At 71.3% G+C, this 22997-nt stretch carries 21 protein-coding genes; 11 read left to right on the forward strand and 10 right to left on the reverse strand.

Annotated features, from left to right (window positions below; translation table 11 throughout):
- The first annotated feature begins 16 nt into the window (after window positions 1–16).
- The 6 genes from IEZ11_RS27210 to IEZ11_RS27235 all read left to right on the forward strand — a co-directional run bounded on the left by IEZ11_RS27210 (window position 17) and on the right by IEZ11_RS27235 (window position 7414).
- Entirely contained in the window at window positions 17–1195 is a 1179-nt protein-coding gene (locus IEZ11_RS27210) for a thiolase family protein (RefSeq protein WP_189265521.1), read from the forward strand.
- Between the two features lie 14 nt (window positions 1196–1209).
- Window positions 1210–1599 carry a Zn-ribbon domain-containing OB-fold protein gene (locus IEZ11_RS27215; protein WP_189265522.1) on the forward strand — a complete coding sequence of 130 codons (390 nt, stop codon included), beginning with the start codon at window positions 1210–1212 and terminating at the stop codon, window positions 1597–1599.
- Between the two features lie 26 nt (window positions 1600–1625).
- Window positions 1626–3134 (forward strand): aldehyde dehydrogenase family protein, encoded by a 1509-nt coding sequence (locus IEZ11_RS27220; protein WP_189265523.1) that lies wholly within the window; start codon window positions 1626–1628, stop codon window positions 3132–3134.
- A gap of 34 nt (window positions 3135–3168) precedes the next feature.
- On the forward strand, window positions 3169–4254 hold the full coding sequence (locus IEZ11_RS27225) for an NAD(P)-dependent alcohol dehydrogenase (RefSeq protein WP_189265524.1): 1086 nt from the start codon (window positions 3169–3171) through the stop codon (window positions 4252–4254).
- 40 nt (window positions 4255–4294) lie between these two features.
- Window positions 4295–5032, forward strand: coding sequence for a glucose 1-dehydrogenase (locus tag IEZ11_RS27230; RefSeq protein WP_189265525.1), 738 nt, complete (start codon window positions 4295–4297; stop codon window positions 5030–5032).
- A 243-nt stretch (window positions 5033–5275) separates the two neighbouring features.
- The gene (locus IEZ11_RS27235) at window positions 5276–7414 is read left to right on the forward strand and encodes an acyl-CoA dehydrogenase family protein (protein WP_229713391.1); all 2139 of its coding nucleotides are present in this window, start codon (window positions 5276–5278) and stop codon (window positions 7412–7414) included.
- A gap of 121 nt (window positions 7415–7535) precedes the next feature.
- Here the strand turns inward: IEZ11_RS27235 and IEZ11_RS27240 are convergent, their stop codons facing one another.
- Entirely contained in the window at window positions 7536–9104 is a 1569-nt protein-coding gene (locus IEZ11_RS27240; protein WP_229713392.1) for a glycoside hydrolase family 140 protein, read from the reverse strand.
- 708 nt (window positions 9105–9812) lie between these two features.
- Window positions 9813–10232, reverse strand: a complete 420-nt coding sequence (locus tag IEZ11_RS27245) for a nuclear transport factor 2 family protein (RefSeq protein ID WP_189265527.1) — start codon at window positions 10230–10232, stop codon at window positions 9813–9815.
- A gap of 102 nt (window positions 10233–10334) precedes the next feature.
- Between IEZ11_RS27245 and IEZ11_RS27250 the strand changes: the two genes are divergently transcribed.
- Both IEZ11_RS27250 and IEZ11_RS27255 read left to right on the forward strand, forming a co-directional pair.
- Window positions 10335–10889: a TetR/AcrR family transcriptional regulator gene (locus tag IEZ11_RS27250; protein ID WP_189265528.1), complete on the forward strand. Its 555-nt coding sequence runs from the start codon at window positions 10335–10337 to the stop codon at window positions 10887–10889.
- Between the two features lie 34 nt (window positions 10890–10923).
- Complete coding sequence (locus IEZ11_RS27255) at window positions 10924–11532, forward strand: MMPL family transporter (protein ID WP_373294981.1); 609 nt, start codon at window positions 10924–10926, stop codon at window positions 11530–11532.
- Here IEZ11_RS27255 and gdhA read toward each other — a convergent pair.
- From gdhA to IEZ11_RS27295, 8 genes are all read right to left on the reverse strand, one after another.
- The gene (gene gdhA / locus IEZ11_RS27260) at window positions 11491–12837 is read right to left on the reverse strand and encodes an NADP-specific glutamate dehydrogenase (protein ID WP_189265529.1); all 1347 of its coding nucleotides are present in this window, start codon (window positions 12835–12837) and stop codon (window positions 11491–11493) included. The two genes, IEZ11_RS27255 and gdhA, sit on opposite strands and share 42 nt — an antisense overlap.
- Before the next feature lie 135 nt (window positions 12838–12972).
- Window positions 12973–13548, reverse strand: coding sequence for a TetR/AcrR family transcriptional regulator (locus IEZ11_RS27265; RefSeq protein ID WP_189265530.1), 576 nt, complete (start codon window positions 13546–13548; stop codon window positions 12973–12975).
- A 32-nt stretch (window positions 13549–13580) separates the two neighbouring features.
- A complete protein-coding gene (locus IEZ11_RS27270) occupies window positions 13581–14750 on the reverse strand; it encodes a pyridoxal phosphate-dependent aminotransferase (protein ID WP_189265531.1) in 1170 nt (389 codons plus the stop codon).
- A 23-nt stretch (window positions 14751–14773) separates the two neighbouring features.
- Window positions 14774–15571 (reverse strand): SDR family oxidoreductase, encoded by a 798-nt coding sequence (locus IEZ11_RS27275; RefSeq protein WP_189265532.1) that lies wholly within the window; start codon window positions 15569–15571, stop codon window positions 14774–14776.
- 64 nt (window positions 15572–15635) lie between these two features.
- Complete coding sequence (locus IEZ11_RS27280; protein ID WP_189265533.1) at window positions 15636–16637, reverse strand: 5-oxoprolinase subunit C family protein; 1002 nt, start codon at window positions 16635–16637, stop codon at window positions 15636–15638.
- Window positions 16634–17374 carry a 5-oxoprolinase subunit B family protein gene (locus IEZ11_RS27285; protein ID WP_189265534.1) on the reverse strand — a complete coding sequence of 247 codons (741 nt, stop codon included), beginning with the start codon at window positions 17372–17374 and terminating at the stop codon, window positions 16634–16636. The genes IEZ11_RS27280 and IEZ11_RS27285 overlap by 4 nt, the downstream gene beginning before the upstream one ends.
- Window positions 17375–17393: 19 nt before the next feature.
- Window positions 17394–18209 carry a LamB/YcsF family protein gene (locus tag IEZ11_RS27290; protein ID WP_189265535.1) on the reverse strand — a complete coding sequence of 272 codons (816 nt, stop codon included), beginning with the start codon at window positions 18207–18209 and terminating at the stop codon, window positions 17394–17396.
- Between the two features lie 122 nt (window positions 18210–18331).
- Window positions 18332–19708, reverse strand: a complete 1377-nt coding sequence (locus tag IEZ11_RS27295; protein WP_189265536.1) for an MFS transporter — start codon at window positions 19706–19708, stop codon at window positions 18332–18334.
- Window positions 19709–20484: 776 nt separating this feature from the next.
- On the opposite strand from IEZ11_RS27295, the gene IEZ11_RS27300 reads away from it, so the two are divergent.
- The 3 genes from IEZ11_RS27300 to IEZ11_RS27310 are packed head-to-tail and all read left to right on the forward strand — an operon-like array spanning window position 20485 to window position 22989.
- Window positions 20485–21123: an RraA family protein gene (locus tag IEZ11_RS27300; RefSeq protein ID WP_189265537.1), complete on the forward strand. Its 639-nt coding sequence runs from the start codon at window positions 20485–20487 to the stop codon at window positions 21121–21123.
- Window positions 21120–22187 (forward strand): D-2-hydroxyacid dehydrogenase, encoded by a 1068-nt coding sequence (locus IEZ11_RS27305; protein WP_189265538.1) that lies wholly within the window; start codon window positions 21120–21122, stop codon window positions 22185–22187. The genes IEZ11_RS27300 and IEZ11_RS27305 overlap by 4 nt, the downstream gene beginning before the upstream one ends.
- 31 nt (window positions 22188–22218) lie before the next feature.
- Window positions 22219–22989, forward strand: coding sequence for an SDR family oxidoreductase (locus tag IEZ11_RS27310; RefSeq protein WP_189265539.1), 771 nt, complete (start codon window positions 22219–22221; stop codon window positions 22987–22989).
- The last annotated feature ends 8 nt before the right edge of the window (window positions 22990–22997 follow it).

A 22997-nucleotide genomic window follows, 5' to 3' on the forward strand; every position in this document is an offset into this window, starting at 1 on the left:
AGGCAGTTGAGCCATCGTGACGACCACAGACACCGCCCGGGGCCCCGTCATCGCCGGCCTCGGCATCACGGAGACCGGCAAGGTCTACGGCCGGAGCGCCGCCGACTTCGCGGCCGACGCCGTCCGCCGCGCCGCCGAGGACGCGGGCCTCGCCCTCTCCGACCTCGACGGCCTGCTCACCAGCAGCGGCGTCAGCACCGGCGTCGGGCTGAGTCTCCAGTCCCAACTCGGCCTGCGTGACCTGCGGTTGCTCTCGGAGATGCAGGCGTACGGCTCCACGGCCGGCGGCATGGTGCAGTACGCCGCGATGGCGGTCCGGGCCGGCATGGCAGAAGCCGTCGCCTGCGTCTTCGCCGACGCCCCGCTCAAGGAGAAGACCTCGACCGGTGCCGCGTACACGGGCGCGGGCCTCGGCACGCACGGCTGGGCCGGACTCACGGCGGCGGCCGGGATGATGAGCGCCACCCCCCGCTACGCGGTGGCCGCCCGCCGCCACATGGACACCTTCGGCACCACCAGCGAGCAGCTCGCCCACATCGCGGTCGCCCAGCGGGCCTGGGCGGGGATGAACCCCCGGGCCCAGTTCCGCGACCCGATCACCGTCGAGGACCACCAGGCCTCCAGGCTGATCGCCGAGCCGCTGCATCTGCTCGACTGCTGCCTCGTCAGCAACGGCGGCGTCGCCGTCATCGTCACCACCGCCGAGCGCGCCGCCCATCTGCGCAGGCCGCCCGTGCACGTGCTGGGTTGGGCGCAGGCCCACCCCGGCTACCCGATGCACCGGGGCAGCGACTTCGGCCTGGTCAGCGGTGCCGCCCAGGCGGGCCCGGAGGCTCTGAAGATGGCCGGGGTCGGCATCGACGACGTGGACGTGGCCGAGCTCTACGACTGCTACACCTTCACGGTTCTGCTCACCCTGGAGGACTACGGCTTCTGCGCCAAGGGCGAGGGCGGGGCCTTCGCGGCGAGCGGGGCGCTCGCGCCGGGCGGGTCGCTGCCGGTCAACACCGGCGGCGGCCAGCTCTCCTCGTACTACATGTGGGGCATGACCCCGCTCTCGGAGGCGGTCATCCAGGCCCGCGGCGAGGCGGGCGAACGGCAGGTGCCGCGCCACGACGTGGTCCTGGTCAGCGGCAACGGCGGCTGCTTCGACCACCACTCGACGCTCGTCCTCAGCCCCCACCCGCACGCCTGAGCCCTGGAGCCACCATGACCCTGCCCGTCGTCCACCGCGACGTCGCCACCGAGCTGTTCTTCGACGCGACCGCCCGCGGCGAACTCCTGATCCGCCGCTGCGCCGACTGCGGGGCGCATGCCGCTCCCCAGTCCGACGCCTGCCCCGACTGCCGGAGCACCGAGGCCACTTGGGTACCGGCCGCGGGCACCGCGACCGTCGTCTCGTGGACCGTCGCCCACAGCCGCGCGGGTGCGGCGGAGACGGCGAGCGCGCTGCTCGAACTCACCGAGGGCCCCTGGCTCTACGCGCCCCTGCACGGCCTGCGGGACGGCGAACGCCCCTGGGCCGGCATGCCCGTCACCGTCGCCTTCGAACGCCCCGACGGCGGCGAGACGCTCCCCGTCTTCCACCCCGCCGTCTGAACGCCGTACGAAAAAGAGGACCGCACATGAGCACCCTGACACCGCACGCCACGGCCACCGACCCCTCCCCGGAACTCCAGCGCCGCCTCCTCGACGCCCAGCGGGCCGCCTTCCTCGCGGAGGGGCCGCCGAGCCTCGACGTACGGCTCGACCGCATCGACCGCTTCCTCGCCTGCGTCCTGGAGCACGCCGACGAACTGAGCGCCGCCCTGGACGCCGACTTCGGCTCCCGGCCCGACCTGATGAACCTGGCGAGCGACGTCGTCAGCGTGATCCCGGGTGTGGATCTGATCCGCCGGGAGCTGGCGGAGTGGATGGCGGACGAGGAGGTCCCCGGCTCCGCCGAGGTCGGGACACCCGCCTTCGTCCAGACCCGTCCGAAGGGCGTCGTCGGGGTCGTCGGGCCCTGGAACTTCCCGGTCGTCCTCGTCGTGCAGCCCGCGATCGAGGCGCTGGCCGCCGGCAACCGCGTGATGATCAAGTTCTCGGACGTACCCGAGCGCACCGCCGAGGTGTTCGCCCGGGCCGTCGCCACCCGGATGGCCCCCGAGGAAGTGGCCGTCGTACGGGGCGGGCTGGCCACCGCGACGGCGTTCTCCTCGCTCCCCTTCGACCACCTCATCTTCACCGGCTCCCCCGGGGTCGGTGCCAAGGTGGCCGCGGCCGCCGGTGCGAACCTGGTGCCGGTGACGCTGGAGCTGGGCGGCAAGAACCCCGTCGTCCTCGGCTCGGACGCCGATGTCGCCATGGCCGCCGAACGCGTCAGCGGCACGCGGCTGATGAACGGCGGTCAGATCTGCCTCTGCCCCGACTACGTCTTCGTACCGCGCGCCCGTCTCGACGAGTTCGTCGCCGGATACGAGCGCTCCGTCCGGACGCACTTCCCGACCTGGCTGGACAACCCGGACGTCGTCTCGATCATCGACGACAAGAACTTCGACCGGGTCACGGCGCTGGTCGCCGACGCCGAGGCCAAGGGCGCGCGCGTGCTGACCATCGCCGCGCCGGAGGAGGCCGACCAGCTGCCGGCGCGCGCGGGGCGCCGTATCGCCCCCACCGTGCTGCTGGACGTCACCGAGGACATGGCCGTCGCCACCGAGGAGATCTTCGGCCCGGTCCTGGCGGTGTACCCGTACGACGACCTCGACGAGGTCATCGCCTACCTCAACACCCGTCCCAGCCCGCTCGCCGCCTACTTCTTCGGCTCCGACGGACCGGAGTTCCGCCGCTTCGTCGAGCGGACCACCTCGGGCGGCGTCTCCCGCAACGACCTCGCCGTCCACTGGGGCGTGGAGGGCGCGCCGTCGGGCGGTGTGGGCCGCAGCGGCATGGGCGCGTACTCCGGGAAGACCGGCTTCCTGACCTTCAGCCACCGCCGGACCGTGGCCGCGAGCACGGCTCCGGCCGCTCTCGCGGCGGGCATCCTGCCGCCGGCCGGGAAGGCCGAGGCGGACGCCCTGCGCGGCTACCTCGCCTATGCCCTGGGTGCCGTCCGGGAGCGCACGCCCAGCGCCCGCCCCGCCGAACAGGCCTGAACAGGCTTGAACAACAGCCCAGTTGGAGGATGACATGCGTACCCAGGCCGCCGTTTCGCACGGCCCCGACAGCGGCTTCACCATCGAGGACGTCGAGATCTCCGACCCTCGCCCCGACGAGATCCTGGTGCGCCTCACGGCGACCGGGGTCTGTCACACCGACCTGGCCACCAAGGCCGTCCTGCCCGCGGGCATCCCCGCCGTGTTCGGGCACGAGGGCGCCGGTGTCGTGGAGGCGACCGGGGCCGAGGTCACCGGCGTGCAGCCCGGCGACCGGGTCGTCCTGAGCTATCGCAGCTGCGGCATCTGCGCACAGTGCGCCGGCGGACACCGGTCGTACTGCGAGCGGTTCGAGGCCCTCAACGCCTCGGGGCGCCGCCCGGACGGCAGCGCGATCCTCACCGGCCAGGGCGGCGACGCGTGGTCCTCCTTCTTCGGCCAGTCGAGCTTCGCCCGGCACGCGATCGCCGTACGTGAGAACGTCGTCGTCGTCCCCGAGGGCACCGACCTCGTGACCGCCGCGCCCATGGGCTGCGGGTTCCAGACCGGCGCCGGATCGGTCGTGAACGTGCTGTGCCCCGACCCCGACTCCAGCCTGGTCGTGTTCGGCACCGGCGGGGTCGGGATGGCGGCGATCATGGCGGGGGCCGCGCTGGGCGTCGGCACCATCATCGCCGTCGACCTCGCGAAGCAGCGGCTCGATCTGGCGGCTCAGGTGGGTGCCACCCACACCCTCGACGGAGCCGCCGAGGACATCGTCGGGCAGATCAAGGACCTCACCTCGGGCGGCGCGACCCACGCCTTCGACACCACCGGGGTTCCCGCGGTGGTCCGCAACGCCGCCCTGGCGCTCGGCACCCGGGGTTCGCTGGCCCTCGTCGCCCTCGGGGCGGGGGACGTCGGCTTCGACGTCAGGGACCTGATCGGCTTCGGCAAGACGGTCCGGGGCGTCATCGAGGGCGATGCCAATCCGCACGAGCTGATCCCGCTGCTGCTCGACTGGCACGCACAGGGCCGTTTCCCCGCCGACCGGATCATCACCGCCTTCCCCTTCGAGGAGATCGGCCAAGCGGTCGCGGCGATGAAGGGGGACGTCGTCAAGCCCGTCCTCACCTTCTAGCACCACCTCCAGCACCACGATCCCGGGAGAGAGATCCGTCATGGCAAGACTGGACGGCAAGGTCGCCGTCATCACCGGTGGCGCGCGCGGCATGGGCGCCGCGCACGCCCGGCGCTTCGTCGAGGAGGGCGCGTCCGTGGTGATCACGGACGTGCTCAAGGACGAGGGCGAGGCCCTCGCCGCCGAACTCGGCGACCAGGCGCGCTTCCTCGCCCACGACGTCAGCGAGGCCGCCGGGTGGGACGAGGTCGTCGCGCTCGCGGAGGAGACGTTCGGCCCGGTCGGCGTCCTGGTCAACAACGCCGGTGTCGGCCAGGTCCGAGCGCTGCTCGACACGACCGAGGCGGAGTACCGCCGCATCGTCGACATCAACCAGCTCGGCGTCTTCCTGGGCATGAAGGCGGTCGTCCCGTCCATGCGGCGGGCCGGCGGCGGCTCCATCGTGAACGTCTCCTCGACGGCCGGCATGGTCGGCGTGCAACTGGGCGCCGCCTACAGCGCGTCGAAGTTCGCGGTGCGGGGCCTGACCAAGTCCGTGGCGGCGGAGTTCGCCGCCGAGGGCATCCGGGTCAACTCCGTCCACCCGGGCGTCGTGGTGACCCCGATGACGGACAAGTACGGCTTCACCGGCGACCACCCCGCCATCCGGGCCATCCCGGCGCGCCGCCCCGGCCGGCCCGAGGAGGTCACCGCGCTCGTGCTCTACCTGGCCTCCGACGAGTCCGGCTACTCCACCGGCTCCGAGTTCGTCGTGGACGGCGGCCAGACCGCCGTGTGACCGCACGCGCCGCACGCCACGGCAGCGAACCGGCCGGCGCCGCACGAGCTGGGCCGGGTCGCCGTGGACAGCGCCGGTGTCGGTGTCGGTGTCGGGAACCGGACCGGGACGCAGGGTCCGAGCCTCGACCAGCAGGTGCTCCCGCAGCGCCCGGCCGACCCGACGGCGGCGTCCGCGACACGTCATCACCGACGACTTCCGTTCCGTAAGTGCTCCGCAGCACTTCCCTCTGTGAGGAACCGCATGACTGCCATCACACCGCTCGTGCCCATGACCCCGGACGAGGTGTCGTCCTTCGCCCAGAGCGTGCGCGGGACACTCACCCGCCACTGGCCCGGCCCCACCGCGGCCCCCGAGGCCGATCTCCTCAAGCTCTGGCAGTCTGCCGCCGAGCAGGGCTGGCTGGAGCTGGGCGCCGCGGGAGCACTGGCCGCCGCTGCCGCCGCCGTACGCGAACTCGGCCGGGCGGCCTGCCCGTTGCCCCTGATGGACGCCTTCGTGGCCACCCGCCTCCTCGCCCACGACGAGGCCCTGGTCGACGGCATCGGCCGCGGCGAGGTGCGCGTCATCGCCTCTGTCGGCGACGGCACCGAGCAGCGGCTCCGGCATCTGGACGCGGCACGGCAGGCCACCCACCTGCTCACCTTCCCCGCGACCGGCGGCACCGCGGTGCTGCGCCCCGTGACCCGGGCGGACGAGACGGCCGGCCTCGCCGTCCCGGCCTGGTCCACGGTGACGCCGGGCGAGCCGACGGCCACCGTGGAGATCGACGCGAGCACCGCCGACGAGGCCGTGGTCCTGCTCCGCCTCCAGTTGGCCGTCCGGGCCCTGGCGGCAGCCGAGCGCTCCCACGAGATGGCCGTCGAACACGCCACGCAGCGTCGCCAGTTCGGCAAGGTCATCGGTTCCTTCGGCGCCGTCCAGCAGCGCACCGCCACCTGCCAGATCGACGTCGGCGCGGGCAACCTGCTGATCGCCGACGCCGTCCGGGCGCTGGAGCACGGCCTGCCCGACCGGCTGCTCGCCGCCGAGATCGCCGTCGAGCACGCCCGGGCCGCCGCTCCCCGCGTGCAGTTCGGGGCCCACCACACCCTCGCGGCCATCGGCTACTTCGAGGAGCACGACGCCCCCTGGCTGTTCCGCCGCGTCCACGCCGACACCGCCCGCCTGCGGACGCTGTCCCGCGCCGCCGGCGACGTGGCCGACACCCTGGTCGAGGGCACCGGTTCACTGCCGACGGGCGACCTCGGCGAGACGGGCGAGGCGTTCCGCACCGAGGTGCGCGCTCTCCTCGACGCGCACGCCGACCTGCTCGGCCGCATCGAGATGGGCGAGGACGCGGAGCTGACCCGAGCGGTCGCGGAGCACGGCTGGCTCGGCTTCACCTGGCCCGCGGCGGCGGGCGGCCGCAGCGCCTCGCTGGCCGAGCAGGTCGTCCTCAACGAGGAGGCCGTCTACCGACGGGCCCCCATCACCAAGGCGCTCGGCGCCGTCACCCTGCTCGGCGACTCGATCCTCAAGCACGGCACCCCGGAGCAGCAGGAACGGTTCCTGCCGCTGATCCGTCAGGGACAGCTGGCCTTCTGCCTCGGCTACAGCGAGCCGGAGGCCGGTTCCGACCTCGCCTCGCTGCGCACCCACGCGGTCCGCGACGGCGACTCCTGGGTGATCAACGGGCAGAAGCTGTGGACGAGCGGCGGCCACGAGTCGGAGTGGGTCTGGCTGGCGGTGCGGACCGACCCGGACGCCACGCCCCGGCACGCGGGCATCACCGTGTTCCTCGTCCCCATGGACACGCCCGGCATCGTCGTGCAGCAGCATCGGGCGCTGTCCGGCGAGATCGCCTGCACCGTCTTCTACGACGACGTCCGGGTCCCCGACAGCCTGCGCGTGGGTGAGGTGAACGGCGGCTGGAAGGTCATCACCGACGCCCTCGCGGGTGAGCGGATCGCCATGGGCAACATCGCCGCCGCCCTGCACCGCCAGCTCGACGACCTGCTGGCGCTCGTCCGGGAGGACCCGGGTGCCTCCGTCGGTCCGCGCGGTTCCCATGCCCGTGCCCTGCTGACGGAACTGGCCGTCGGCGTACAGGCCACCCGTGCCCTGGTGGCCGCCGCGATCCGGGCCACCGCCGAGGACACCGGCGCACGCCTCGCGGCCCCGATGGCCGGCGTCCTCGGCGGTGAACTCGCCGAACGGTTCGGCGAGGCCGTCCTGGACATCCTCGGCCCCGCCGCCGCGCTGTCGGCGTCGGTGCCCGGGGTGCCTGGCGGCGGGGCCTTCGAGTACGGCCTGCGCCTTTCCATCATGTACGTCGTCGGCGGCGGCACGAACGACATCCAGCGCGGCCTGATCGCCCGGAGCCTGGGCCTGCCCCGCTGATCGTCCGGCGGCTCCGCTCAGGAGCCGTCCCGCTCTGTTCGCCGTCGAGGGCACCGGAACTCCCACGGCTCCCGCCCCGCCCGTGCGCCGTCGGCCTCACAGGCGGGGCGGGAGCCGTCCGCTATGCCGGACTCCCGGGCTTGTCCGGTGCCCAGGCCGTGTTGCAAATGAAGACACGCGGGGCTCCTCCGGCGTCGGGTAGGACGAGGTCCCCTTCCTGCCGGTGGCCCGTGCCGGTGATCTCGCCGGTGCGGGGGTCGTAGACGCGGTAGGGGCGGGGTACGGCGTGATCGGTGTCGGGGTGGATTCTCAGCGGGCCCCCGCGCTCGGCGTAGGTCACGTAGAGCAGGCCGGGCACGGACAGGCCGCGTGGCGCGAAGGTGAGTTGCCAGTCAGGGGTCATGTCCGCCAGGGGCAGTCCCGCCAGGATGTGGGCGATCATGCCGACGTGGTGTGATCCCGCGAAGTCCAGTGCCTCACGCCAGCCGGTGTCCGGGGCGAGGAAGAACGGCTGGTGGCCGGGTTCGGCCGGGTGCAGGCGCCACTGCCACAGGCCGGCGGCGCCGTAGACCACTCCCATCGTGCCGCCGGCACAGAGGTTGGACCAGGCCTCGTGGCCCTGCCACCAGCCCTCGGCTCTGCCGTGCTCCCCGGTGTTCTCGTAGGTCGGCTCGCCGTTGGCGACCGCCTTGGCCGGAAGATTGCGCCACATGTCGGCGACCCGCTCGGGGACGTGCTCACCGCGATGGCCGGTCTGGCACCACTGGAAGTCCAGCCAGGGCGCGTCCTGGTGGGCGTCGTTGCGGGAGTGCGGACGGTAGTGGACACCGGTCGGCTGCCCGTACGCGTCCCACTCCTCGATCTCGCGACCGCCCGCCGCGATCTGCGGCTCGCTGCCGCTGCCGTCCGCGCCCACCAGCCAGACGGCCGGGGCGGCACCGTAGCGGGCCACCAGGTAACGGCAGTAGCGCCCGTACTCGTCGGACGGAACGGCCGCGCCGGCCGCGCGCAGCCCCTTCCAGCCGAAGCCCTGGAAGACCGGCTGCAGCACCGGAACGATCCCGTGTTCCAGCAGCATGGCGTGCAGGCGGTCGAAGTACCGGAAGTAGGACGGACGCAGGCGGTCGAGGTGACCGTCCGGCAGATCCTCGAAGGCGACGTCGAAGCCCTCGTCAGCGGTTCGGTCCCGGGGACCGCGGGCGTCCATGTCGGGCTGGAGACTCATCAGCAGCACGGCGTTGAAGCCCTTGGCCGCGCGGTCGGCGGCGTAGACGCGTACGGCGTCCTCCGTGGCCCGCCAGGGAAGGGCCCAGGCGGTGTCCGCGACGAGCAGTGCGGGCGTGCCGTCGGCGTGCACCAGGTTCCGTCCGCCCGGGGACATCCGCCAGAAGCCGTGGCGCAGGAAGGGGTTCGGGGAGTCGGCGGCCCGCGGCCGGACGTCGAGTTCACCCGTCACGGCGTGCAGCCCCGGGTCCGCGACGGAGCTGTGGGTACGCCAGGTCCAGCGTCCGCCGGACGGAGGTGCGAAGCGGACCTTCCAGACCCTTTCGCCGTCCCAGAAGGCCGGGCGACGCACGGTGGTCCCCGCGTCGTCGGTGAAGTCGGCCCAGACCTCCACGTCGGTGTAGGGGTTGGCGTAGGCGCCCTCTGCTCCGAGCACGAACTCGGCCTGCTGCCACGCGACGGTCAACGCGATGTCCCTTCGACAAGTCCGCACCCGACGGCCGGGGTTCGTCGTGCGCCGGGGCCACGACCGCTGCGGACAGAGGTCGCCGGGCCCTCCCGCTTGAGCCGCCCACCGGAGCCGACGTACCCCACTAAAGCAGAAAGCGTTTACTATGGCGACAATGACGACTGTTTCGGTCGACGGGTCTGACTTCGCAGCAAAAACCCGGACGGATCCCGGAGCGGGCGCGTCCCTCGCCGACAGGTCGTCGTTGCGGAGGGCCACTGCCGAGGTGACAATACGCATGCCCCATGCTGGTGCGCCGGGTCACAGCAACAAGGCGGGGCCCGGTCTTCTTCGCGCGACCTGAGACGACCGGCATGGCGGCCGGGCCGCAGATCACGGGCGGGGGCCGAGTCCGCCCAGATCCGGGTGACCTGCGGGTGAGAGAGCCACAGGCGCCAGAGGAAGATCCCTGGCCATACCTCGGAACGGACGTCGTCGCCGGACCATGGTCATCGCAGCGAGGCCAGGCGTGCCGGCCGCGAGGCGAGTGCTGTCTGGGCCGGTGTCGGATGCGACTCCACCGCACCCGGCACCGACACGCCACACATCCCCTGACCGCCTACGCCCAGCGGACCGCCACAGTCGCGGAAACAAGAAGGCGTCGCCGATGACGAGCGGAGGAAGCCCGCACTTCGGCCTGAGACGCCCCCAGGCACAGGTGTCGCGCTAGAGAACCGACTCGATCGTGTCGTGGACGTGGTTCCAGTCGATGTTCACCGTTCGCTCGTCGAGCCGCCATTCGCCGTCCCGGCGGCTGTACACGTCGTTGTAGCGGATGGCGGAGACCCGCACCTTGCCGTCCTTGAGGTGGTGGGCGAGGACATAGATATCGCCGGTGGCGGCGTCGCCGCTTTCGCCGACCTCGAAGCGGGAGTTGCCGATGAAGTGGAGGGTCTTGTCGAACCCCGCCTGCAGATCGATGAGCTTGCCCAGCTCCTCGTGGCCCTTGGCGACGAAGTCGATGGACGGGACGATCAGCTTCCCGTCGGGGTGGAACGCCGACAGCATCAGGTCACGGTCCAGCTGGTCGGTGCCCGCGGCGTTACGGGTACAGACGGCCATCAGTTCAGATTGGACAGAGCTCATGATTCGGTCCTTTCGGCGGCAGATAAACGGGGGATTATCCGGTTGACTCGATGCTACCCTACCCGGAGGATTCCCCGTTTAGCGAGTGTGAGGTTACGAGCCATGGCCCCCCGGACCCTGCGCGCGGACGCCCGCCGCAACTACGACCTGCTGGTGGCGGCCGCACGAGATGCCATCTTCGAGTACGGCCCCGACGCCCCACTGGACGACATCGCGCGGCGCGCGGGCGTGGGCAACGCCACGCTCTACCGGCATTTCCCCACCCGCGACACCCTGCTGGTGGCCGTGTACTCCGCCGAGGTGGACGCGCTCACCGACGCCGCCCGCCGACTTCTGGAAACCTCGAAGAACGGCCAGGCACTCAAGGCCTGGATGCGCCTGTTCATCGAGCACCTCACCGCCCGCCGCGGACTGGCCTCGGCCTCACTCAACACGGCCGGCGAGAGCAAGAACCTCATCTGCCACTGGCACGACCCGCTGGTCGCGACGACGGCCGAACTGCTCGCCGACGCCCGCGAGCACGGTGCCGCCCGCCCGGACATGAAACCGATGGAACTGCTCATGATGGCCAACACCATCGCGGCTGTCGCCGAGCTCACACCCGACGCCGGCGAACGCCTCCTCGACATCGCCTTCGACGGCATCACACCGCGCTGACCGGCAAAGGCGAACCTCCAGCCGTCGGATTCACGTGCAAGGCAGGGGTGGCGGCCTTTCGATCCCGTTGCGGACGCAGATCGACGGCCCCTCACCCGTTCCCGCCGCAGCCGGGTTTATTCCCCGGTTCGGTGGCACCGGTCCTCGGGCCGGAGGAGACCGGGCCCATGATGAGTCTGGTGCCGAATTTCATGGCCGGCTTCGCGTTCGGGCCGGTCTGGGCCACGAGGTCTTCCTGGTCACCCGTAAGCGGGAGGCATACGTCCACGGCGCGGAACCGCGCCAGGCCGTCCTGACCGGCCGCCGGGAAGGCGGTCGCATGGTCACGGCGCCCGCCGTCGTCATGATCGCGGTGTTCTCCGGCTTCGCCGGCGCCGATGAGACCATGGTCAAGACGATCGGCTTCGACCTCGCCATCGCCATGGCCGTCCGCTTCGACGCGTTCGTCGTCAGGACGGCCGTAGTCTGCGCCGTGCCGGCCCTGCTCGACAAGTCCGCCTGGCAACTGCCCACTCGGCTCTACAAAACGCTGCCCCGCGTGGGCGTCGAGGGCGAGGGACTCGCTCGTCTCCCGGCACTGCCGGCTGAGAGCCGGCAGGGATCAGATGACGCCTTGTGCCGTCATCGCCTCGGCCACCCGTAGGAAGCCCGTGATGTTGGCACCCACGACGTAGTCATCGGCGTCACCGCCATAGGTCTCGGCAGTGGTGCGGCACTGCGCGTGCACCCGCCTCATGATGGCGGCGAGTCGGTCCTCCGTCTGTTCGAAGGTCCAGCGGTCGCGGGAGGCGTTCTGCTGCATCTCCAGGGCCGAGGTTGCCACGCCGCCCGCGTTGGCCGCCTTGCCCGGGCCGAAGAGCACCCGTGCGTCGCGGAACACCTCGACGGCCTCCGGCGTGCAGGGCATGTTCGCGCCCTCGGACACGGCGAGCACGCCGTTCTTCACGAGCGCCACCGCGTCCTGCCGGCCGAGCTCGTTCTGGGTCGCACAGGGCAGGACGACCTCGCACGGCACGTCGAACACCGAGCCCCGGGCGGAGAAGCGGGCGGTGGGCCGGGCCTCGGCATACTCGGCGATCCGGGCCCGGCGTACCTCCTTGACGTCCTTGAGCAATTCGAGGTCGATGCCGTCCTCGTCGACCACGTAGCCGGAGGAGTCCGAGCAGGCGACCACGGTCCCGCCCAGGGCGTACGCCTTCTCGATGGCGTAGATGGCGACGTTGCCCGAGCCCGAGACCACCGTGCGCCGCTCCTCGAAGGTCAGGCCACGCGTGGCCAGCATCTCCTGGGCGAAGTACACGGCCCCGTAGCCGGTGGCCTCGGTCCGGGCGTGCGAGCCGCCCCAGCCGACCGGCTTGCCGGTGAGGACGCCCGCGTCGAAGCGGTTGGTGATCCGCTTGTACTGGCCGAAGAGGTAGCCGATCTCCCGCGCGCCGACTCCGATGTCACCGGCGGGCACATCGGTGTTCTCGCCCAGGTGGCGGTGTAGTTCGGTCATGAAGGACTGGCAGAAGCGCATGATCTCGCCGTCCGAGCGGCCCTTGGGGTCGAAGTCCGCGCCGCCCTTGCCGCCGCCGATGGACATACCGGTCAGCGCGTTCTTGAAGACCTGCTCGAAGCCGAGGAACTTGACGATGCCCAGGTTGACGCTCGGGTGGAAGCGCAGGCCGCCCTTGTACGGGCCGAGCGCGCTGTTGAACTCCACCCGGAAACCGCGGTTGACCTGGACCGTGCCCCGGTCGTCGACCCAGGGCACGCGGAACATCAGCTGCCGCTCGGGCTCGCACAGCCGCTCCACGACGCGTGCCTCGGCGTACTCGGGGTGGGCCCTCAGCACCGGGCGGATGGCGGCCAGTACCTCGTGAGCGGCCTGGTGGAACTCGCTCTCCTGGGGGTCTCTCCGGCGGATGTCCGCGAAGACGGCATCGATATAGGTGCTGACATCCATGATCACTGGCTCTCTGTTCGGGGCACCGGGGCAAAGGGGCAGGGGACATCACGCGGCCGCGCGCCTCTCGTCCGAAGATGACGGGAGGACGGGCGCGCGGTCGCGGAATCGGCAGGGAAAAGTCCCGTGAAGGGGCTACCGGCCGGCGGCGGACCAGCCGATGAGTGCTCCGCGCAGTGCGGAGACGAGGTGGCCGGCGGCCTCGTCCTCGGTGCGGCCGCTCTTGATGAGGTCGAGGATGTCACGCGGGTCGAACAGGACGTTCCACAGGTAGAGCGCCTCGTCTCCGAGGTCTCCGAGGCCGAGGTCCTCGGTGGTCTGCCGCAGCGGTTCGGCGAGGGCCTCCGCTTGCGGCGCGAGGTAGGCGGTGCTCTCCCGCAGCCGTTCCAGGTAGCCGCGGTGGGAGCGCATCTGGGCCATGGCGCCGCCGTGTTCGAGGACGAGCGAGACCCAGTGCCGGGACACCGCTTCGAGCCGGACCATGCCCCGGCTGGTCTGGCGTGCGCTGAAGTCGCGTAGTTCGGTGCCGACTTGTTCGCGGAAGGCGTGCAGGACCTCCTCGACGGAGGAGAAGTGCCGGTAGGCCGTCGCGGTGGACACCTCGGCGTGCTTGGCGATCTCCGCCAGGCTGACCGGTGTCGGCGAGTTCTCGAACAGGAGCGCGGCGGCCCGGATCAGGTGCCTGCGGTTCCGTTCGGTGTCGCTGCGCATCGGTCGGCTCCTCGTCGGGTGCGGAACGGGTGTCATCGCAGGGCCGCGAGGCCGTCGGCGAGCCGCCGGACGCCTTCGGTGATGGCCTGCGGGCTGGCAGCGTACGACAGCCGGAGGTGTCCTTCGCCCCGGGACCCGAACTCGCTTCCGGGCCGGACGGCGACGCCCCGCGCGCGCAGGGCGGCCACCACCTCCACGGCGGGCAGGTCGACGTCGTAGCGCGGGAACTGGTAAAAGGCGCCTTCCGGTGCGCTGAGGGTGAGACCGGGGATCGCGGAGAGTTCCTTGCGCATGAGTTCGCCGCGCTCCTCGTAGGCGGCACGCATGCGGAGCACCTCGTCTGCGCAGTCGCGGACGGCGACGAGCGCGGCGTCCTGGATGAAGGTGTTCACGGAACCGTTGAACGTGTTGTGGATCCGTGCGGCGCCTTCGATGAGCGCCTGGGGACCCCAGAGGTAGCCGACGCGCCAGCCGGTCATGGCGTAGCTCTTGGAGAAGGTCTGGCAGTACACGGTCCGCTCGCGCAGGCCGTCGATCGAGATGGCCGAGGTGAAGGGGCGGCCGGTGTAGTCGAGGTCGGAGTAGGCCTCGTCGGAGACGACGATCGTGGGGGTGCCGTCGAGCAGGTCGGCTAGCGCCTGGAGTTCCTCGCGGCTGTGGACGATGCCGGTGGGGTTGACGGGGTTGCAGAAGACGAACAGCCGGGCGTCGGTGAGGGCGTCGGCGAGCCGGTCCAGGTCCCAGTGCAGGTCGTCGGCGAGAGGCACGGGGACGACGGTGCCGCCGGCCATGCTGACGAGGTCGGTGTAGAGGGAGTAGGTGGGGTCGGGTACGACCACCTTGTCACCGGGGTTGACGATGCCGAGGATCGCGGCGGACAGGCCCGCGGTGCCGCCCTGGGTGATCAGGATGTCGGCGGCGGAGACCGGTGCGCCGGCGGTGGCGGTGAGCTTCTCGGCGAGGGCGTCGCGCAGGGCCTGCTCTCCCCTGAGGGGCGAGTAGTGGGTGCGTCCGGCGCGCAGGGAGGCGTGGGCCGCCTCGGTGACCGCGGCGGGCGTGTCGAAGTCCGGTTCGCCCATGGCGAGGGAGACGAGGTCGGCGCGGGACTGGGGCTGCTGGGTGCGGCGGGAGGCGGCCTCGATGCGGGCGACGGCCTCGGCGGTGGCGTACAGCGGCGGCTGGCTGGTGAGGGTGGGCGGCATGCGCTTCTCCTGTCGACGGGTGTTCAGGTCTGCGGTGCGGCGCCTTCGGGGGCGCCGGCCCAGCGGCTGATCTCCAGGTCCGCAGAGGTGTCGCGCTGCCGGGTGGGGGCGACGACGATCTCCTGGAGGACGACGCGCTGGGGAAGGGTGACGGCGAGCCGGACGGCTTCGGCGACGTCTTCGGGCTGCACCATGGCGGCGCGCTCCTCGGGCGCCGGGGGCCGGGCGCGGTTGTCGAGGATCGGGGTGTCGGCCTCGCCGGGCAGCACGGTGATGGCCCGCAGCCCCTGGTTGCGGAAGGTGTTGTGCAGGAAGGTCATGAAGTTGCGGACGCCGGCCTTGGCGGCTCCGTAGGCGGCGCCGCCGAGCAGGTTGGGGTTGACGGCAGCCAGCGAGGAGACGGTGACGACGGTCCCGATGCCGCGGTCGAGCATGTCGGGCAGGACGGCCTGGGTCAGCTGGAAGACGGCCGTCAGGTTCACGTCGAGGACCTGCCGCCACTGCTCGTGCGGGAGCCACTGGGGGTTGAGCACGGACGAGGAGCTGCCGGCATTGTTGATCAGGACGTCGACGGGGCCGAGTTCCGCGCGGACGCGGTCGAGGACCCGGGCCACGTCGTCCGCGCGGGTGATGTCCGCCGCGAGCGCGAGGGCCGTGCCGCCCTCGGCGCGGACGGCGTCCGCGACCTCGTCGAGTGCGTCCTGCCTGCGTCCGACCAGGACGACGGCGAAACCGTCCCGGGCGAGGAGCCGTGCGGTCTCGCGTCCCATGCCGCTGCCCGCTCCCGTGACGAGGGCGGTCCTGCCGGTGGTCATCGTCATCTGTCCTCCTCCGCAGTCGTCCGAACTATCTGATATTCAAATCTCAATTGAGAATAACTTCTCATTAAGAGATGGGCAAGGGTGCCGTGATCCCGGACGCGGTGAAAGCGTCCACGGCGGCGTGCTGCAGCGCGCGCACCTCGGCCTCGCGTCGGGCGTACCGGCGCAGCGAGGTCTCCCGGTCCACCCAGCGGAACCGCAGCCGGCGGCCGGGTCCGGCCTGGCCGAGCAGCGGCAGGCAGGCCCGTGACGCGACGCCGACGATGGGGTATCCGGCGGTCAGGCTGCGGTAGCGGCCGAGCACGATCAGTTCGTCGGCGTGCGGGATCTGGAGTGCACCGACGGGGACCCCGTGCGAGACGATCTCGGTGGCGGAGTCCGGGTGGAGCACCGGTCCGGCTAGGCGCAGTCCGACGTGGTTGGAGCGGGGGGTGACGACGTACGTCGAGTCCTCGATCAGCTCGCGGATGCCGTGGATCTCGTGGATGCCGTGGGTGGGAACGACGTCCACGGTCCAGGGTCCGTCGTCGAAGCGCGGCACGGGGACGGGGAGCCGGAACAGCGGCGGTTCGAAGTGCCGGCGGCGGAACCCGTGGAAGTCCGTCTCCAGCAGCACCGGCGTCCCCGGCACGACGGCTTGTCCGAATCCCATCCTGGCGTCCGGGGCCGTGCTGCCCAGCAGGGCCGGGGCCGTGAGCGTTCCGTTCACCGCCAGATAGGTGCGCGTGCCCAGGTCCATGTCCGCGCGGACGCGGACCTCCTGCCCGGCGGGCACCACCAGCGGGGTCCAGGCGTCGGCGCCGGCGCCGCCGACCGTGACCCGGGCAGGGGTGCCGGTGACGGCCAGCAGGACGTCGGTGTCGGGCACGAGCGCGAGTTCGCCGCCGAGATTCTCGATCAGGGTCGCGCCCCTCGGATTGCCGACGAGGAGGTTCGCGACGCTCGCGGAGTGCTGGTCGGCGGCGCCTCCGGTCGGCACGCCCCGCGCCTCGGTGCCGTGCCGGCCGAGGTCCTGGAAGGTCGTGACCCATCCGGTGCTCGTGATGTCGAGCGTCACCGTCGTCATGCGGATTCCTCCACGGGCGTCAGGAAGCCCGCGTCCATGGCCGCGGCCTCGTCCGGGCCGACGGGGACGAAGCGCACGGTGTCGCCGGTGCCGAAGGAGACCGGGTCGGGGCGGGAGATGTCGACGACGGTGTGCGGGGTGCGCCCCACGACACGCCATCCGGTGGGACCGGGGAACGGCTGGATGATCGCGTTGGTCCCGGCGATCATGACCGCTCCGGGCGCGACGTCCGTGCGGGGTTCGGCCCGGCGACGTACCGGCCGGGGAACCTTCAGGCCGTCCATCATCGGGGCCATCGCGGCGCCCAGCAACGCGATGGTGAAGGTGGATCCGGCGATGGCCTCGACCACCCCGTCTGGGGTGACGCCCAGCTCCTCCGCGACGGAGAGCAGGTCGGGGCCGTTCTCCTCGTCGAAGACGACGGGGATGACGAAGCTCCGCGCCGCCCGTGCCCCGCCACTGTCCACAGCCGGAGCAGGCGCCCACCGAGCCACCAGGCGCGCCGCGTACTCAACGTGCGGCAGCGCAGTCTGCAGCGGATCGAACTCGACGAGGAGGGACTCCAGCCCGGAGACGACGTCGACCACCCCGTGCGGGCGGTGGGCCAGGAGCCGCTCGCGGAAGGCGACGATGCCGGCCCTGCGTATCTCCTGGTCGGGGTGGGGGATGGTGACCATGACCGCCGAGTCCCCGAAGGGCTCGACGGCGATGGCGCCGTACTGCGCTGTGGTGGTCATCGCCTGATCCGTGTTTCCGTCAACGGGCGAGCGCGGCCTGCGCGTTCTGCGCCTTCTCGGCCAGCACGTCCCGCAGCCCGGTGACGCGGACCTCGGCCTTCTCCAGCGCGGCCCGCAGGGCGATGCCGTTCGCGAGGACGGAGGGGTGGTCGCCGTGCAGCAGCAGGACGTCGGCGTCGTGGCCGAGCGGCACCACGTTGCCGTCGACCGAGCGCACGGTCCCCTCCAGCACGACCTGGGCGCACCGCTCGCCGATCAACTCGGGGTCGTGGATCAGGCCCCCGGGATGGGACCGCGCGACGGGCATCCCGTCGTCGCCGTACCCGCGGTCGGCGAGGAACACGTAGCCGACCTGCAGGCCGCGCTTGCGCGACTCCTCCGCGAGCAGCCCGCGCTGGCAGATGACGAGGTAGTCCCTGTTGTACGCGGCGACCGCGTCGGTGATGGCGCGGGCGTGCTTGGCGTCGGTCTGCGCGATCGAGCCCATCCGGCCGTGCGGGGCGACGTGGCTGATGGTGCCGCCGTGGACGCGTGCGAAGGCGTCGAGGGCGCCCAGCTGGTAGAGGACGTCGGTGCGGATCTCCTCCTCGGTCGCCTCGATCAGGCGGCGCCCGAAGCCGACCAGGTCGGGGTAGCCGGGGTGGGCCCCGAGCTCGATGCCGCGCTCCACGCAGTCGGCGACCGCGCGGTCCATGATGCGCGGGTCGCCTGCGTGGAAGCCGCACGCGATGTTCGACGAGGTGACGAGGCCGAGGAGGGCGGCGTCGTCGCCGATGGTGTAGTTGCCGAAGCTCTCACCGAGGTCGGCGACGACGGCTACGGACTTGGTTGCCATGTGGTGCTCCCGAGTGGGCGTGGGTGGGTCAGCGCATGCCGGTGGGGTGGCCGGAGCCGTCACCGTGGCTGGTGACGGCTCCGGAGGGTGTCTCCATGGTCTCTCCGAGGCCGGAGCGTCGATCACCGGTCCGCGAGGGGCCTGCCCTTGGTCTCGCGCACGAAGGCGACGGCGGCCAGGGTGATAAGCGCGGTCAGGATCGAGGCGAAGGCAGGTACTAGGTTGGAGCCGGTCGACTTGATCAGCTCGGTCATCAGGAGCGGGGCGCTGCCGCCGAAGATGATCGTCGAGATGCTGAAGCCGATGCTGTAGGCGAAGTACCGCACGGTCGTCGGGAACATCTCGGCGAGCACGGTGTGCACGACAGCGGCGTGCCCGGAGAACGCGATAGCCAGGACGATCGTACCGACGCAGGCGAGTCCGAACTCTCCGGTCGTGATGAGGCGGAACATCGGGTACGAGACGACGGCCATCGCGACGGCCGAGCCCGCGAGGACGGGTTTGCGGCCGATCCGGTCCGACAGCCGGGCCATCAGCGGAATACAGACGGCGATGGCGACCAGGCTGAACGCGGTGACCGTGAGGGCCCGCAGCATGGAGAAGTTGTTGTCGCCGAGAGAGGTCTTGAGGTAGGTCGGCATGTAGACGAAGAGCAGGTAGTAGCCCGGTCCGTTGAGCGCGGGAAGGAAGATCGTGAGCGCGATCGCCCTCAGGTGGCGCGGGGAGGTCAGGGCCTCCTTCAGCGGGTTGCGGGCGACGGTCTTCTGCTCGCGCAGGGCGGTGAAGTGCGGGGTCTCCTCCAGCCTGCGCCGGATGTAGAAGCCCACGTACCCGAGCGGGACGGCCAGCAGGAACGGCACCCGCCAGGCCCAGGAGGTCATCGCGTCGTCGCCGAGAGCCGTGATGAGGACGGCGGAGAAGGCGCTGCCGAACATCAGGGCGACGAAGGAGCCCACGGCGATGAAGCTCATCATGTAGTTGCGGCGCGCGTCCGGCGCGTACTCGCCGACGAAGGACATGGCGCCGGCCACCTCGCCGCCCGCCGAGAAGCCCTGGAGCACCCGCAGCAGGACCAGCAGGACCGGCGCAGCGACTCCGATGACGGAGTGGGAGGGGATGAGCCCGATCGCCGCCGTGGCCCCGGAGATGAGGACCAGCAGAGTGGCCAGCAGGGACTTGCGGCCGATCTTGTCGCCGAGGTAACCGCAGATGGCGCTGCCGAACGGCCGGGCGGCGAAGCTGATGAGGAAGCCGACGTTCGTGAGGAAGAGGCCGCCCGACGCGGCGTCGCCCGTGATGTTGACCGCGAGGTACGTGACGAGCAGGCCGTAGATGCCGTAGTCGTACCACTCCACGAACGACCCGATCGCACCCGCGACGGTCGCCTTGCGGACAACTGCCTGCTCCGTGGTGGCGACGTCGACCCCTGACGCGCCGGACTTTTCCGGTACCGCGCCATGACGATCCGATGTGATGTCGAGCCGATCTGACGTTGTCATACGCGTTCACTTTCGATGCCGAGGACCCCTTGGGAGGCGTCCTGAGGGACGTGCGTGGAACGTGATCGCTGCCGACGGTGCCCCCTTGCCGGGGTGCACGCGTCCACGGCGTGTCGTAGAAGGTGATGACGGCGCGTCAGGAGAAGCGCGATGCGTTGTCGCCCACCCCTTCGTCCGTCGAGGTGCCCGGCGGACGATGTGCCCTATGAGATGTGCGCCACGGCGACCCGACGAGGGTGTTCCGGCCGCCGCTCGCCCGAGTGGGGTCGGGAGAACACTGTGGAAGTGGTGCCGCGAGGCGGCCAGGAGACCGACTTGCGACTCCCATCGCGAATGAGAATAGATTCGCATTCCGAGGCGGTCAAGGACTCGCGTTACCCCGAAGTTAACCTTCCGATTCGGTTGTGATTCAGCCGCGAGGCCGAGCCGACGAGGAGCCATCCGGCGGGCGACGGCCACGGATCAGGATCCGGTTCCAGCCATTACCGGCACACCGAAACACCCCCCTCCCGCCGCCCGGCTCCCTCGCCTTCAGTCGACCTCACCGACACCCACGCCGGAGGGCCACCCTTGCCTCGCACCATGAGAGGGTGCACACTGACCGCAGAAACGCGAAACTTTTCGCATTTCACGACCGGGCAGACCCGCGTGCGTCAAGCGCGGCACACCAACCACGGGCTGGGAGCGGCGCGGCGCGCTTCGGTGCGCCTCCTGACCGAAGCGTCACACCGTCCGGGGCCCGGCCTCCGCCCCTCGCCCCCCTCAAGGAACCTGCGATGACCCAGGACAACGTACGTGTGAGCAGCCCATGGCACCGTGTCGACGAGGAGACACTCGATCGGTTCCGGACCCATTCCGTTGCCAACCTCGGTGACGCGCTGGACCGTCTGAACATCGTCGACGGCGGCATCGCGCCCATCTGGAGGGGAGCGAAAGCCGTCGGGACCGCGCTCCCGATCATGACCATCGCGGGCGACAACAAGGCGGTCATCGCCGCCCTCGACCACATCCGCCCAGGCGATCTCGTCGTCATCAACGCGTTCGGCTACGACGGACGCGCGATCATCGGTGACAACCTCGCCCAGCGCTTCGCCGCTTTCGGGGCGACCGGCGCCGTCGTCGACGGCTACGTGCGGGACGCCGCGATCATCGAGGAACTCGGCGTCCCCGTCTTCGCCCGCGGTCTCACGCCCGCCGGCCCGTTCAAGAACGGCCCCGGCAGCATCGGTGAAGCGGTGGCCGTCGGCGGTGTCGTGGTCCATCCGGGCGACATCGTCGTCGCCGACGGCGACGGCGTCATCGTCATCCCGCCCCACCGCGTGCAGGAGGCGCTCGCCTCGGTCGAGGAGATCGTCGCCCGCGAGGCCGCGCTGGACGCGGAGGCCGCGGAACTCAGGAACGCAGTGGCCCGGTGAACGGTCGGGACGGTGCCGGCCACCGCCTGCGCGTCGCGGTCACCGCGCCGCTGTCCGAGGACGACCGCGCGCACATCCAGGCGTTGGAGCCCCGCGTCGACTTCGTCGTCGACCACGATCTGCTGCCCCCGATGCGCTGGCCCGCCGACTTCTCGGGTGATCCGTCCTGGCTGCGTGACGCGGCGCGGCAGCGCGCCTACGAGGAGGCCGTCGACTCGGCCGACGCCCTGTACGGCATACCCGACGTGGACCCCCGGGCCCTGGCCCGGACCGTGCGCGCCAACCCCCGGCTGCGCTGGGTCCACACGATGGCCGCGGGCGGCGGCGGCCAGGTGAAGGCCGCCGCGCTGACCGCTGCGGAACTCGACCGGGTCGCCTTCACCACCTCGGCCGGTGTGCACGGGCGGCCGCTCGCCGAGTTCGCCGTGTTCGGCGTCCTGGCGGGGGCCAAGGACCTGTCCCGGCTGATCCGGCAGCAACGGGACCGCGCGTGGACCGGCCGCTGGACGATGGGCCAGGTCAGCCGGCAGACCGTGCTCCTGCTCGGCCTCGGCGGGATCGGGCGCGCGGTCGCCGCCTCCCTCCACGCGCTGGGCGCCTCGGTCATCGGCACCAGCCGGAGGGACGTCACCGTCCCCGGTGTCGCCGCCGTGATCCATCCCGACCGGATCACCGAGGTGGCCCCCACCGTGGACGCCGTGGTGAACACCCTCCCCGGCACGACGGCGACCGAACACCTCGTCGGCAAGACGTTCTTCGACGCCCTGCGGCCCGGCGCCTGTCTCGTCAACGTCGGGCGCGGCAGCGTCGTGGACGAAGCCGCCCTCCTGGACGCCCTCGACTCCGGCCGGGTCGGCTTCGCCGCACTGGACGTCTTCGAGACCGAACCCCTGCCGGCCGACAGCCCGCTGTGGACCCACGACCAGGTGCTGATCAGCCCTCACACGGCCGCTCTCGATGCATCGGAGGAGCGGCTCATCGCCGAGCTCTTCACCGCCAACGCCACCCGGCTCCTCGACGGCAAGGATCTGCTCAACCGCGTCAACACCGTCGAGTTCTACTGAACAACCCACCAAACCGAGGGACATCACCCACATGACCTCCGCTTTCGACCTCACCGGCAGGGTCGCCCTGGTCACCGGATCGAGCCGGGGCATCGGACTCGCCCTCGCTGCCGGGCTCGCCGAAGCCGGAGCCACCCTCGTCCTCAACGGCATGGACGAGCACCGGCTCAAGGCGTCACGCGACGCGCTCGCCGCCCGGTTCGGCGAGGACCGCGTCGCGGCCCGCGCCTTCGACATCGTCGACGAGGACGCCGTCGCCCAGGCCCTCACGTCGATCGAGGCGGACCTCGGCGCCATCGACGTCCTGGTGAACAACGCCGGAGTCCAGCACCGCGAACCCCTGGTCGACGTCAGCCTCCAGGACTGGCGGCGGGTACTCGACACCAACCTGACCGGTGCCTTCGTCGTCGGCCGTCAGACGGCCCTGCGGATGCTGCCCCGCCACGCCGGCAAGATCATCAACATCTGCTCGGTACAGACCGACCTCGCCCGCCCCACGATCGGCCCCTACACGGCCGCCAAGGGGGCCCTGCGCAACCTCACCCGGGCCATGACCGCGGAATGGGCCGGCGAGGGACTGCAGATCAACGGCGTCGCGCCGGGATACATCCACACCGAGATGACACAGAACCTCGTGGACGACGAAGCGTTCAACTCCTGGATCCTCGGCCGGACCCCGGCTCGCCGCTGGGGCACGGTGGCCGACGTCGTGGGCCCCGTCGTCTGGCTCGCCTCCAGCGCCTCCGACTACGTCAACGGCCAAGTCGTCTTCGTCGACGGCGGCATGACCGCCGTCGTCTGAGAAGGGAA

Origin of the sequence: Streptomyces fuscichromogenes (assembly GCF_014645815.1) — a bacterium.
Classification (GTDB): Bacteria; Actinomycetota; Actinomycetes; order Streptomycetales; family Streptomycetaceae; genus Streptomyces; species Streptomyces fuscichromogenes.